Origin of the sequence: Streptomyces sp. NPDC006335, assembly GCF_040612795.1 — a bacterium.
Classification (GTDB): Bacteria; Actinomycetota; Actinomycetes; order Streptomycetales; family Streptomycetaceae; genus Streptomyces.
Genome location: NZ_JBEXQX010000006.1, coordinates 419,262 through 431,296 on the forward strand (window position 1 = coordinate 419,262; position 12,035 = coordinate 431,296).

The window sequence follows — 12,035 nt, forward strand, 5'->3', positions numbered from 1 at the left end:
CCTCTCACGCGTCCGCCCGGGCCGTGGCCAGCAACTCCTCCGCGTGCGCCCGGGCCGTCTCCGAGTCCTCCTGTCCGGCGAGCATCCGGGACAGCTCCCGCACCCGGTCCTCGCCCTCCAGCACCTTCACACCGGACCGGGTGACGGAACCGTCGTTCGTCTTCTCGACCAGCAACTGCCGGTCGGCGAAGGCCGCGACCTGCGGCAGGTGGGTCACCACCACGACCTGCGCGGTCTTCGCGAGCCGCGCGAGGCGCCGCCCGATCTCGACCGCCGCCTTGCCGCCGACACCGGCGTCGACCTCGTCGAAGAGGTACGTCGGCACGGGGTCGGTCCCCGCGAACACGACCTCCACGGCCAGCATCACGCGCGAGAGCTCACCGCCGGACGCGCCCTTCGCGATGGGCCGCGGCGGGGCGCCCGGGTGCGGGGCGAGCAGCAGCTCGACCTCGTCGACGCCGGCCGGCCCGTACGCGACCGCGCGCCCGCCGACCTCCACGCCGTCCGGGTCCTCGGTCTGCCGGATGGCGAAGGACACGCGCGCGTGGGGCATCGCCAGCGAGGCCAGCTCCGCCGTCACCGCCGCCGCGAACCTCTCCGCGGCCTCCGTTCGCGCGTCCGACAACGCCTGCGCCAGCCCTCCCAGTTCGGCCCTGAGCGCGTCCCGCTCGGCGGTCAGTTCGTCGATCCGCTCGTCGTCGCCGTCGAGCTGGGTGAGCCGCGCCGCGCTCTGCTCGGCCCAGGCCAGCACGGCGGCCACGTCCTCGCCGTACTTGCGCGTCAGCGCGGTGAGCGCGGCCCGCCGCTCCTCGACGGCCGACAGCCGCAGCGGATCGGCGTCCAGGTCGTCGGCGTATCCCGCGAGCTCCCCGGCCACATCGCCCAGCAGGATCCCGATCTCCCCGATCCGGTCGGCCAGCGCGGCCAGGGCGGGGTCGTACGACCGTACGGCTTCCAGAGCCCGCTGGGCCCCGGCCACGAGCGTCGCCGCGTCGATCCCCTCAGGGTCCTCGGGATTGCCCGCGAGGGCGGCGTGCGCGGCCGTGGCGGCGGAGGACAGGGCCTCGGCATGCCCGAGCCGCTCCGCCTCCTCCGCCAGCTCGACGTCCTCGCCGGCCCGCGGCTCCACACCCGCGATCTCGTCGAGCCCGTACCGCAGCATGTCGGCTTCCTGGGCCCGCTCACGCGCACGCGTGACGATCTCGTCCAGCTCGGCGGAGACGGCCCGCAGCCGACGGTAGGCCTCGGTGTACTTGGCCAGCGGCACGGCGACGGCGTCGCCCGCGTACCGGTCGAGGGCCTGCCGCTGCCGGGTCAGCTTGAGCAGCCCCTGCTGATCAGTCTGCCCATGGACGGCGACCAGCTCGTCGGCGAGCTCCGCGAGCACCCCGACCGGCACCGACCGCCCGCCCAGATGCGCCCGGGACCGCCCTTCGGCGGAAACGGTACGGCTGATCAACAGCGCCCCGTCGTCGAGCTCGGCCCCGGCCTCCTCGGCCCGTACGACGACGGGGTCGCCGGCGGACACGGTGATCCGCCCCTCCACGACCGCCTTCTCGGCCCCGATCCGCACGAGCGCCGCGTCCGCCCGCCCACCGAGCAACAGCCCGAGGCTGGTGACCACCATGGTCTTGCCCGCACCCGTCTCACCGGTGACAGCGGTGAACCCGGGCGACAGCTCGACGACGGCGTCATCGATGACTCCGAGCGACCGTATCCGCATCTCTTCCAGCACGGTGAAGACCTTACGAGGTCGGGGCGGGCGAGTGCGAGGTGCCCTGTTCACTCGGGCGAGTGGAGGTTCTTCAGGGGCGCGGGGAACTGCGCGACCAGCCACATACGGCCTTGAGCCGCGCGGACCCCACAAGCCACCCCCTACAGAGCGCTAATGCGGCGCACCCCGCCATCCAGAGACCGGCAACGCAAACTTCGCCACAAGCCGATCCGTGAACGAAGCGTGATGCAGTCGAGCCAACCGCACCGGCACAGCCCCCCGCCGCACCTCCACCCGAGCCCCAGGCGGCAGCTCGAACGTCCGCCGCCCGTCGCACCACAGCACACCCGGCGGAATGTGCGGCAACAGCTCCACCGCCAGCACGGAGTTCGGCGAGGTCACCAACGGCTTCGCGAACAGCGCGTGCGCGGAGATCGGCACCATCAGCAGCGCCTCCACCTCAGGCCACACCACGGGCCCACCGGCGGAGAACGCGTAGGCCGTGGACCCGGTGGGCGTGGACAGCACGATCCCGTCGCAGCCGAACCCCGTCACCGGCCGCCCGTCGATCTCCAGCACCACTTCAAGGAGCTTCTCCGCACCGGCTTTCTGAACAGCCGCCTCGTTCAAAGCCCAGTCGGTGTGGACGATGTCCCCGTTCCGGTGAACGACGACGTCGACCGTCATCCGCTCCTCGACCTCGTACGCCTTGGTCACCACCCGGTCGACGACCTTGTCGAGATCGTCCCGCTCGGCCTCCGCGAGGAAGCCGACGCTGCCAAGGTTGACGCCGAGCATCGGCACCCCGGACGCGCGGGCGAACTCGGCGCCGCGCAGCAGCGTCCCGTCACCGCCGAGCACGATCAGCAGCTCGCACCCTTCGAGGCACTGCGGGGTCGCCTCCTTGACGAGCTGCACCTCGGGCGGCAGCGGCAGGTCGGCGGCCTCGTACTCCAGGACGCGCACGCCGATGTCGGAGCGCAGCAGCCCCTTCACCACGAGCTCGGCACTGCGAATGGCCGCGGGCCGCCCGGTGTGGGCGAGCAGGAAAACAGTACGAGCTCGGTTCTGGCTCAACGCGGCCCCTCCGCCACTGCACGGTCGACATCGGCCGGGTCCAGGGCGGGCGCCCCGGCACGCAGCCACAGAAAGTATTCGACATTGCCCGAGGGCCCGGGCAACGGACTGGCCGTGACGCCCTTCACCCCGAGCCCGAGTCCCCCGGCCTTCTCGGCCACTCCGCGTACGGCCTCCGCCCGCAGTTGCGTGCTCCGTACGACTCCCCCGCTGCCCAGCCGTTCCTTCCCCACCTCGAACTGCGGCTTCACCATCATCACCAGGTCGGCGTCCGGCTTCACGCACCGCACCAGGGCGGGCAGCACCAGGCCGAGCGGAATGAAGGACAGGTCCCCCACGACAAGATCCACTGGTTCCCCATCGATCGCTTCGAGCGTCAACTCGCGTACGTTCGTACGGTCCTTGACGGTGACGCGTTCATCGCTCTGGAGAGACCACGCGAGTTGTCCGTACCCGACGTCGACGGCGACCACGTGCGCGGCCCCGGCCCGCAGCAGCACATCGGTGAAACCGCCGGTGGACGCGCCGGCGTCCAGCGCCCGCCGCCCCTCGACGACGAGTCCCCGCGGCACGAACGCCTCAAGGGCTCCCGCGAGCTTGTGCCCGCCCCGGGACACGTAGTCGGGATCGCTGTCGTCGCTCTGCACCACGATCGCGGCCGCGGTCTCCACCTGGGTGGCGGGCTTGGTCGCGACGGTCTTGCCGACGGTGACCCGCCCGGCCGCGATCAACTGGCTGGCGTGCTCGCGCGAGCGCGCGAGCTTCCGCCGGACCAGCTCCGCGTCCAGCCGACGGCGTGCGACTCCTGCCACGTTCGGTTCAGCTCCTAGTGCCGTACGAGGGTGAGGGCGCCCTCTGGTCGTACGAGGGTGAAGGCGCCGGAGGTCCCGGGCGCGCGTCCAGCGCGGTGAGCGCGTCGCGCAGCCCCCGGTGTACATCCTCGTACACCTCGATGTGTCCGTCGGTGGCGAGGTGGTCGGCGTCGCCGAGCCGCTCCAGGTGGGCGTCGACCTCGGCGTTGCCGGTGGGGGTGCGAGGGACGTTCAGTGGGGCGGGGTCGGCCGGGTCGTGCTCGGGTTCGACCGCGGCCTCGTGTGAAGGCTCTGGAACAGCGTCGCTCATGCCCAGACGCTACCTCGAACCGCTGGGGTACCGTCGAGCGCGATGGCCACGATCGAGGAGTGCCGCGCCGCACTCGAGAAGCTCTCCGACAACATGCAGCAGGCCGAGGGGGACGTCGCGACGGCGGCGTCCATGGACCGCTCGGTGAGCTGCCGTATCACCGATCTCGACGTCACCTTCGTCGGCCGGATGACGGGCGGCCGGATCGTGGTGCGGGACACGATCCAGGGCCCTCCGACGGAGAAGGCTCAGATCAGACTGACCATGGCGGGCGATGACCTGGTGGCCCTTGTGAACGGCGAGCTGAACTTCGCCAAGGCCTGGGGCTCAGGCCGGGTGAAGCTGGAGGCGGGTCTGCGCGACCTGCTCCAGCTCAGGAAGCTTCTGTAGCGCCCACTGTCCCGCTTCCGGCCTCCACGCGCAGGCGTGCCTTGCGCGCGGCCGGCACCACCAGCGGTGTCCCCGTCTCCGGGTCGTCGATCACCTGGCAGCGCAGCCCGAACACCTCCTCGACCAGCTCGGCCGTGACGATGTCGTTCGGGGCCCCCTCGGCGATGATCCTCCCGCTCTTCAGCGCGATGAGATGCGTGGCGTACCGGGCCGCGTGGTTGAGGTCGTGCAGGACGGCGACCAGGGTGCGGCCCTGCTCCTCGTGCAGTTCGGCACAGAGGTCGAGCACGTCGATCTGGTGCTGGATGTCGAGGTAGGTCGTCGGCTCGTCCAGGAGCAGCAGCGGGGTCTGCTGGGCGAGCGCCATCGCGATCCACACCCGCTGCCGCTGACCGCCGGACAGCTCGTCGACGTACCGCTCGGCGAGCTCCTCGACCCCGGTCTGCCGCATGGACTCCTGGACGACCCGCTCGTCCTCGGTGGACCACTGGCGCAGGAGGCCCTGGTGCGGATAGCGACCGCGGCCGACCAGGTCGGCGACGGTGATCCCGTCGGGCGCGATCGACGACTGCGGGAGCAGGCCGAGCGTGCGGGCGACCTTCTTCGCCGGCATCGACTGGATGACCTGCCCGTCGAGCAGCACCTTGCCCTGGCTGGGCTTGAGCATGCGCGACAGGGCCCGCAGGAGCGTGGACTTGCCGCACGCGTTGGGCCCGACGATCACCGTGAACGACCGGTCGGGTATCTCCACCGAGAGCTGCTCGGCGATGACGCGCTGGTCGTAGGCCAGGGTGACGGCGTCGGCGGACAGGCGGTTCACGGTGCTCCTAGGGTTGTTCAGTCCGCTGGTGGGGATGGTCCCGGCGCTCATATCCGGCCCGCCCTGCGCTCGGTGACCAGGAGCCACAGCAGGTAGACACCGCCGAGGACTCCGGTGACCACGCCGACGGGCAGCTGATCAGCGCCGAAGACCTTCTGCGAGACCAGATCGGCGGCGACCAGGAGGGTCGCGCCCATGCACACGGACGGCAGCAGGTTGGGGCCGGGCGAGCGGGTGAGGCGGCGGGCCAGCTGCGGGGCGGTGAGCGCGACGAAGCTGACCGGTCCGGCGGCCGCGGTGGCGGCGGCGGTGAGCAGGACGGCGGCGACCAGGAGCAACAGCCGTACGCGCTCGACGCGCACCCCGAGCGCGCCCGAGACGTCGTCGCCCATCTCCATCATCCTCAGGCCGCGCCCGTTGACGAGGACGAGCGGGACGAGGACAGCGCACAGCCACAGCAGCGGCCACACCTGCGCCCAGTCCCGGCCGCTGAGGGAGCCGGTCATCCAGACCACGGCCTGGGCGGCCTCCGTGAGGGTGGACCTGGTCAGCAGATAGCCGTTGACCGCCGTGACGATCGCGGAGACGCCGATCCCGACCAGGACAAGGCGGTACCCGTGCACCCCCTGCTTCCAGGCGAGCAGATAGATGGCGAGGCCGGTCACGAGCCCGCCCACGAGCGCGCCCGTGGTGATCTGGGTCGCGCTCCCGGAGAACAGCACGATCATCGTGAGCGCCCCGGCCGTGGCCCCCTGACTGAGCCCGAGCACGTCCGGACTGCCCAGCGGGTTGCGGGAGATGGCCTGGAACAGCGCGCCTCCGAGCCCGAGCGAGGCGCCGACCAGCAGCCCGACGAGGACCCGCGGCAGCCGCAGCTCGTTGACGATGAACTCCTGCCCGGCGTTGCCGTTCCCGAGCAGCGTCTTCAGCACGTCCCCGGCGGGGATCGGGAAGTCGCCGGTGCCGATCAGCACGACGCTCGCGGTGAGCGCGGCGAGCAGGATCAGGGCGACGACGACGGTGGCCCGGACGTCCAGCCGGACGGAGAGCCCGCCGGGGGTCCTGATGGCACGGTTGGTCCTCACAGCTGGGCCGTCCTCCGCCGTCGTACGAGAAAGATGAAGACCGGCCCGCCGATGATCGCGGTGACGATGCCGACCTGGAGCTCCGCGGGCCGGGCCACGATCCGGCCGATCACATCGGAGCCCAGCAGCAGCACGGGCGACAGGACGGTCGCGTACGGCAGGATCCAGCGCAGGTCGGGGCCGGTGAACGAACGCACGATGTGCGGCACCATCAGGCCGACGAACACGATCGGGCCGCAGGCGGCGGTCGCGGCCCCGCACAGCACGGTGGCGGAGAGCATGGCCAGCGCCCGGGTCCGGTTGAGGTTGGCGCCGAGGGCCTTGGCGGTGTCGTCGCCCATCTCCATCGCGTTGAGCGGGCGGGCGAGGCCGAGAGCGAGGAGCGAGCCGACCGCGAGGAAGGGCAGCACCTGCGTGATGGTCGAGTTGCTCGCCGAGGACAGCGAACCGACCGTCCAGAAGCGCATCCTGTTGAGCGCCTGGTCGTCGGTGATCATCACGGCCTGGAGATAGCCGTACAGGGCTGCGCTGATCGCCATACCGGCCAGCGCGAGCCGCACCGGCGTGGCCCCTCGGCTGCCTCCCAGGAACCAGACCAGGGCGCCCACCGCGGCCGCGCCGAGGAAGGCGAACCACACATAGCCGCTGAGCGAGGTGACGCCGAAGAAGGTGATCGCGGTGACGACCGCGGCGGACGCGCCCGCGTTGATGCCGAGCAGCCCGGGGTCGGCCAGCGGATTACGGGTGAGCGCCTGGAGGACCGCCCCGGACAGGCCGAGCGCCGCACCGGCGAGCAGCCCGAGGACGGTCCGCGAGAGCCGGTCGGCCACCACGACGTCGCCGTAGGTCCCCGTGTCCTGGAACAGTCCGTGCCAGACCTGTGCCACGGACAGCCCTTTCGCCCCCACGGCGATGCTCGCCGTCGCGACGAGCACCAGGATCACGACGGACACGAGGAGCCCAAGGACTCGTACCGCCCGGCGGGTTGGGGGCGCGGGGGCGGTCTCCGCGCGCTGTTCGGGAGGACTGTCGACCAACACGCAGTTAGGTTAGCCTACCCTGCCAAGCAGCCACGATCCCGAGGTCCGAACGTCACCGGACTCACAGGAGCTTCCTCGGGGCCGGGGCTCACAGCCCCAGCCTGGCCAGCGCCTTTCCCGCGTCCAGCTCGCACACACCCTCCCCGGCCGCCGTCCAGGCCGCCGCGCACAGCGCCCGCAGCCCGTCCAGGGCCTCGCCGTCACCGTCGAGTTCCAGCCGCTCCTTACCGGCCGTCGCCGTCCACCCCCCGCACCGGAACCCGTCGCCCGCCTCGGCGACCTCGGGCTGTCCGGCGAGCATCCCCCGCAGATCCTGGTCCACATACGTCGGCCGGTGTTGCGGCGGCGCGGCCAGCAACTGAGGGCCGTCGGTGACCCCGGTGAGCACGAGCAGCGAGTCCACCTCGCCGTTGAACGCGCCCTCGATGTCGGTGTCCAACCGGTCCCCGACCACCAACGGGCGCTCCGCACCGGTCCGCAGGATGGTCTCCCGGTGCATGGGAGGCAGCGGCTTGCCCGCGACCTGCGGCTCGGCACCGGTCGCGATCCGCACGACCTCCACCGCCGCGCCGTTGCCCGGCGCGATCCCGCGCCCGCTCGGAATCGTCAGGTCGGTGTTGGACGCGAACCAGGGCACCCCGCGCGCGACGGCGTAACTGGCCTCGGCGAACCGCCCCCAGGGCAGGTCCGGCCCCCCGAACCCCTGCACGACGGCCGCCGGATCGTCGTCCGCCGACTCGACCGGCTCGAGCCCCCGCTCGCGCAGGGCCACCCGCAACCCCTCACCACCGATGACCAGCACCCGGGCACCGGCAGGCACCTGCTCGCTGATCAGCCGCGCGACCGCCTGCGCGGAGGTGATGACGTCCTCGGCCCCCGTCGGTATCCCCAGCTCGGTGAGGTGCCCGGCCACGGCATCAGGCGTACGCAGCGCGTTGTTGGTGACGTACGCGAGGTGCATACCCCCCTCACGCGCGGTGGCGAGCGACTCGACGGCGTGCGCGATCGCGTTCCCGCCCGCGTACACCACCCCGTCGAGGTCGAGCAGCGCGGTGTCGTACGCCTCGCTCAGGGCCTGCCCACTGCCCTCGGGCCTCGTCCTCACGCGCTGGCTCATTCCGCATCGCTCCTCGTTCGACGGCTTTCCCCCGATCATCCCCCATGCCACTGACACCCGTACGATGCCGGGATGAACTCAGCAGGTCACCCGGAAGCAACGGCGCGCCGAGGCCTGGAACTCACCCCGTTCCGAGGCCTGCGCTACGACCCCGACCGGGTCGGCAGCCTGGCCGCCGTGACATCCCCGCCCTACGACGTCGTGGTCCGCCCCGACGGCCTGCACCAGCTCCAGTCGAACGACCCGTACAACATCGTCCGGCTGATCCTCCCGCAGGCGACGACACCGTCCGAACGCAACGAACAGGCCGCCCGCACCCTGCGCGGCTGGCTCTCCGAGGGCATCCTGGCCGCCGATCGCGAACCCGGCCTCTACGTCTACGAACAGGACGACGGCGCCGGCCTGCTGCAACGCGGAATCATCGGCACCCTGCGCCTGTCGGAGCCCGCGGAGGGCGTGGTCCTGCCCCACGAGGACGTCATGCCGCACGTCGTAGCCGACCGCGCGGCCCTGATGCGCGCCACCTGCGCCAACCTGGAACCCTTGCTGCTCACCTACCGCGGCAACGGCTCGGAGTCCGCCACGACGACCGCGATCGAACGCACGGCCGAACAGCCTCCGCTCCTCGCCACCACCACCGAGGACGGCTACAGCCACCGCCTGTGGTCGATCACCGACCCCGCCGAAGTGGCCGCCGTCCAGGCCGACCTGACCCAGCACCAGGCCCTCATCGCCGACGGCCACCACCGCTGGGCGACCTACCGCCGTCTACGCGCGGAGCACCCCTCCCCCAGCCCCTGGGACCACGGCCTGGTCCTGCTCGTCGACACGGCCCGCTACCCCCTGCGTGTCCGGGCCATCCACCGTCTCCTCCACAACATCCCGGTGGCCCGGTCCCTAGCCCTCCTCGACGCCCTCTTCCGCGTACGACGCCTCGACGTACCGCTGGCCGAGGCACTGGACGCCCTCGCCGACGCGGCCTGCGAGGGCAACGCCTTCCTCCTCGCCGGCGACGGCACCTTCCACCTCGTGGACCGCCCCGACCCCGGCCTCCTGGCCCGCACGATCCCCACGGACCGCCCCACCGCCTGGCGCACCCTGGACGCGACCGTCCTGCACGCCACACTCCTCGCCCACGTCTGGCACATCCCCGAGGACGACCCCACCCGCATCGCCTACATCCACGACACGGCCGCCACGGTCGAGAAGGCCGAACGTGACGGCGGCACGGCGGTCCTGATGCACCCGGTCCGCGAGGACGTCGTCCGCGACCTCGCCCGCCAGGGCGTCACGATGCCCCGCAAGTCCACGTCGTTCGGCCCGAAACCGGCGTCAGGCCTGGTCCTGCGCGCACTGGACCTGTGAAGCACAAAGGGGGCGGGATCCCGGGATCCCGCCCCCTTTGCTCACCGACGACACACGTCAGTCCTTGAGGTCGCCTTCCGCGACGCCCTCGCCGTCCTCGGTGTCCTCGGTGTCCTCGTCTTCCACCTCGTCTACGACCTTCTCGGCCGCCTCGCCGTCAGCCTCGTCCTCCTCCTCCGCGAAGGCGTCGACGAACTCGACCCCGTCCAGCTCGGCAAGCCGGTCGGAGGCGTCCGTGCTGCCGTCCTTGTCGGACTCCACGGCCTTGGCGAACCACTCCCGCGCCTCGTCCTCACGACCGGCCGCGAGCAGCGCGTCGGCGTACGCGTACCGCAGCCGCGCGGTCCACGGCTGCACCGAGTTGGAGGCCAGCTCGGGGCTCTGAAGCGTCACGATGGCCGCGTCGAGCTGCCCCATGTCACGCCGGGCACCGGCCGCGACGAGCCGCATCTCCACCTGCCCGGCCTTGTCGAGCTTGTGCACCTCGGGCGCACCGGCCATGTCCAGCGCCTTCTCCGGCCGCCCGAGCCCACGCTCGCAGTCGGCCATGACGGGCCACAGCTCCACGTTCCCGGTCATCCGCCGAGCGGCCCGGAACTCGGCGAGCGCCTCGCTGTACTTCTGACTGGCATACGCCGCGAACCCGGCAGCCTCCCGTACGGCGGCGACACGCGACGCCAGCCGCAAGGCCACCTTGGAGTACCCGTAGGCACCCTCGGGGTCCTCATCGATGAGCCGGGCGACCATCACCAGGTTCTTGGCGACATCCTCAGCGAGCCCCTTGGGCAGACTCTGCAACTCCTGCCGTACGTCCTTGTCGATCTCGTCGCCCGTGACGTCCTCGGGGATCGGCAGCCGCTTGATCGGCTCGCGGTCGCGGTCCCGCTCGTCACGGAAACGCCCGCCACCACCACGCCGGTCGTCGCCCCCGCGCCGGTCGTCCCGGCCACGGAACCCACCGGGCCGCCCACCACGGTCGTCCCTACGGGGCCCACCGCTTCCACCACGATCGTCACGACGGAAGCCACCGCGATCCCCACCGCGACTGTCGCCACCGCGATCGTCACGACGGAAGCCACCACGGTCGCCACCGCGATCCACACCGCGGTTGTCCTCGCGACGGAAGCCACCACGGTCGTCGCTACGACGGTCGTCACGGCGGTCGTCACGGCGGAAGCCGCCACGGTCGCCGCGGTCGTCGGTACGACGGTCATCACGACGGTCGTCACGGCGCGGCGGGTAGCTGCTGCCGCGGTTGTCGTCCCGACGGAAGCCGCTGCCGCGGTCGTCGCGGCGCTCTACGCGCTCGCCACGATCCCCACGGTCGTCACGACGGAAGGCAGGCCGGTCACCGTCACGCCGGAACCCACGGTCCCGGTCGTCCCGGCGCGGCCCAGCCGGCCGGTCATCACGACGGAACGGAGGACGAGCCCCACGATCCCCACCGCGACTGTCGCCACCACGATCGTCACGACGGAAGCCACCACGGTCGCCACCGCGATCCACACCGCGGTTGTCCTCGCGACGGAAGCCACCACGGTCGTCGCTACGACGGTCGTCACGGCGGTCGTCACGGCGGAAGCCGCCACGGTCGCCGCGGTCGTCGGTACGACGGTCATCACGACGGTCGTCACGGCGCGGCGGGTAGCTGCTGCCGCGGTTGTCGTCCCGACGGAAGCCGCTGCCGCGGTCGTCGCGGCGCTCTACGCGCTCGCCACGATCCCCACGGTCGTCACGACGGAAGGCAGGCCGGTCACCGTCACGCCGGAACCCACGGTCCCGGTCGTCCCGGCGCGGCCCAGCCGGCCGGTCATCACGACGGAACGGAGGACGAGCCCCACGATCCCCACCACGACTGTCGCCACCACGATCGTCACGACGGAAGCCACCACGGTCGCCACCGCGATCCACACCGCGGTTGTCCTCGCGACGATCGTCGCGGCGTGCGTAACCACCACCGCGATTGCCACCACGGTCATTGCCGCCACGGTCGTTCCCACCGCGGTCGTTGTCGCGGCGGAAGCCACCGCGGTCCCCCCGGTAGCCTCGATCGCCGCGGTCACCACTGTCCCGTCGTTGCTGGTCGCGCTCCGGTCGGTCGTCGGGAGAGTTGGTGGACATGGTGACTCCTGTCTTCGGCACTGCAAGCATTCTAAAAACAAAAGGACCCCTGGTCCCAGCTGAACGCTGGGACCAGGGGTCCTCCAAATATTGTTCGGCGGTGTCCTACTCTCCCACAGGGTCCCCCCTGCAGTACCATCGGCGCTGTAAGGCTTAGCTTCCGGGTTCGGAATGTAACCGGGCG

General features: G+C 71.6%; 11 protein-coding genes, 1 rRNA gene and 1 pseudogene. 2 read left to right on the forward strand and 11 right to left on the reverse strand.

Annotated elements, in window-relative coordinates; all coding sequences use genetic code 11:
- Nucleotides 1-4: 4 nt before the first annotated feature.
- The 4 genes from recN to ABZ098_RS20565 all read right to left on the reverse strand — a co-directional run bounded on the left by recN (nt 5) and on the right by ABZ098_RS20565 (nt 3,913).
- Entirely contained in the window at nt 5-1,723 is a 1,719-nt protein-coding gene (recN, locus tag ABZ098_RS20550) for a DNA repair protein RecN (protein ID WP_356593089.1), read from the reverse strand.
- A gap of 162 nt (nt 1,724-1,885) precedes the next feature.
- Nucleotides 1,886-2,791, reverse strand: a complete 906-nt coding sequence (locus ABZ098_RS20555) for an NAD kinase (RefSeq protein ID WP_031048921.1) — start codon at nt 2,789-2,791, stop codon at nt 1,886-1,888.
- Nucleotides 2,788-3,603, reverse strand: a complete 816-nt coding sequence (locus ABZ098_RS20560) for a TlyA family RNA methyltransferase (protein WP_356593044.1) — start codon at nt 3,601-3,603, stop codon at nt 2,788-2,790. Before ABZ098_RS20560 ends, ABZ098_RS20555 begins: the two co-directional genes overlap by 4 nt.
- Nucleotides 3,604-3,610: 7 nt before the next feature.
- Complete coding sequence (locus ABZ098_RS20565) at nt 3,611-3,913, reverse strand: hypothetical protein (protein WP_356593046.1); 303 nt, start codon at nt 3,911-3,913, stop codon at nt 3,611-3,613.
- Nucleotides 3,914-3,955: 42 nt separating this feature from the next.
- Here ABZ098_RS20565 and ABZ098_RS20570 point away from each other — a divergent pair, with 42 nt between their 5' ends.
- On the forward strand, nt 3,956-4,303 hold the full coding sequence (locus ABZ098_RS20570) for an SCP2 sterol-binding domain-containing protein (RefSeq protein WP_356593048.1): 348 nt from the start codon (nt 3,956-3,958) through the stop codon (nt 4,301-4,303).
- On the opposite strand, the gene ABZ098_RS20575 is transcribed toward ABZ098_RS20570, so the two are convergent.
- The 4 genes from ABZ098_RS20575 to ABZ098_RS20590 form a co-directional block, all read right to left on the reverse strand.
- Nucleotides 4,287-5,174 carry an ABC transporter ATP-binding protein gene (locus tag ABZ098_RS20575; RefSeq protein WP_356593050.1) on the reverse strand — a complete coding sequence of 296 codons (888 nt, stop codon included), beginning with the start codon at nt 5,172-5,174 and terminating at the stop codon, nt 4,287-4,289. The genes ABZ098_RS20570 and ABZ098_RS20575 overlap by 17 nt on opposite strands.
- Nucleotides 5,171-6,208, reverse strand: a complete 1,038-nt coding sequence (locus ABZ098_RS20580; RefSeq protein ID WP_356593052.1) for an iron chelate uptake ABC transporter family permease subunit — start codon at nt 6,206-6,208, stop codon at nt 5,171-5,173. The genes ABZ098_RS20575 and ABZ098_RS20580 overlap by 4 nt, the downstream gene beginning before the upstream one ends.
- Entirely contained in the window at nt 6,205-7,248 is a 1,044-nt protein-coding gene (locus ABZ098_RS20585; protein WP_356593054.1) for an iron chelate uptake ABC transporter family permease subunit, read from the reverse strand. Before ABZ098_RS20585 ends, ABZ098_RS20580 begins: the two co-directional genes overlap by 4 nt.
- A gap of 88 nt (nt 7,249-7,336) precedes the next feature.
- On the reverse strand, nt 7,337-8,365 hold the full coding sequence (locus ABZ098_RS20590) for an HAD hydrolase-like protein (protein ID WP_356593056.1): 1,029 nt from the start codon (nt 8,363-8,365) through the stop codon (nt 7,337-7,339).
- Between the two features lie 72 nt (nt 8,366-8,437).
- Between ABZ098_RS20590 and ABZ098_RS20595 the strand changes: the two genes are divergently transcribed.
- Nucleotides 8,438-9,730, forward strand: a complete 1,293-nt coding sequence (locus tag ABZ098_RS20595) for a DUF1015 domain-containing protein (RefSeq protein WP_356593058.1) — start codon at nt 8,438-8,440, stop codon at nt 9,728-9,730.
- 57 nt (nt 9,731-9,787) lie between these two features.
- On the opposite strand, the gene ABZ098_RS20600 is transcribed toward ABZ098_RS20595, so the two are convergent.
- The 3 genes and pseudogenes from ABZ098_RS20600 to rrf all read right to left on the reverse strand — a co-directional run.
- Complete coding sequence (locus ABZ098_RS20600) at nt 9,788-10,585, reverse strand: tetratricopeptide repeat protein (protein WP_356593091.1); 798 nt, start codon at nt 10,583-10,585, stop codon at nt 9,788-9,790.
- A gap of 69 nt (nt 10,586-10,654) precedes the next feature.
- Nucleotides 10,655-11,788, reverse strand: a pseudogene (locus ABZ098_RS20605) (hypothetical protein); the annotation flags it as partial.
- Nucleotides 11,789-11,943: 155 nt separating this feature from the next.
- Nucleotides 11,944-12,035, reverse strand: a 5S ribosomal RNA gene (gene rrf / locus ABZ098_RS20610); the annotation flags it as partial.

Bases quoted from the DNA above. Each gene is read 5' to 3' on its own strand.
- recN (WP_356593089.1), bottom strand. From the start codon at position 1,723: ATGCGGATACGGTCGCTCGGAGTCATCGATGACGCCGTCGTCGAGCTG.
- ABZ098_RS20565 (WP_356593046.1), bottom strand. From the start codon at position 3,913: ATGAGCGACGCTGTTCCAGAGCCTTCACACGAGGCCGCGGTCGAACCC.
- ABZ098_RS20570 (WP_356593048.1), top strand. From the start codon at position 3,956: ATGGCCACGATCGAGGAGTGCCGCGCCGCACTCGAGAAGCTCTCCGAC.
- ABZ098_RS20575 (WP_356593050.1), bottom strand. From the start codon at position 5,174: ATGAGCGCCGGGACCATCCCCACCAGCGGACTGAACAACCCTAGGAGC.
- ABZ098_RS20590 (WP_356593056.1), bottom strand. From the start codon at position 8,365: ATGAGCCAGCGCGTGAGGACGAGGCCCGAGGGCAGTGGGCAGGCCCTG.
- ABZ098_RS20595 (WP_356593058.1), top strand. From the start codon at position 8,438: ATGAACTCAGCAGGTCACCCGGAAGCAACGGCGCGCCGAGGCCTGGAA.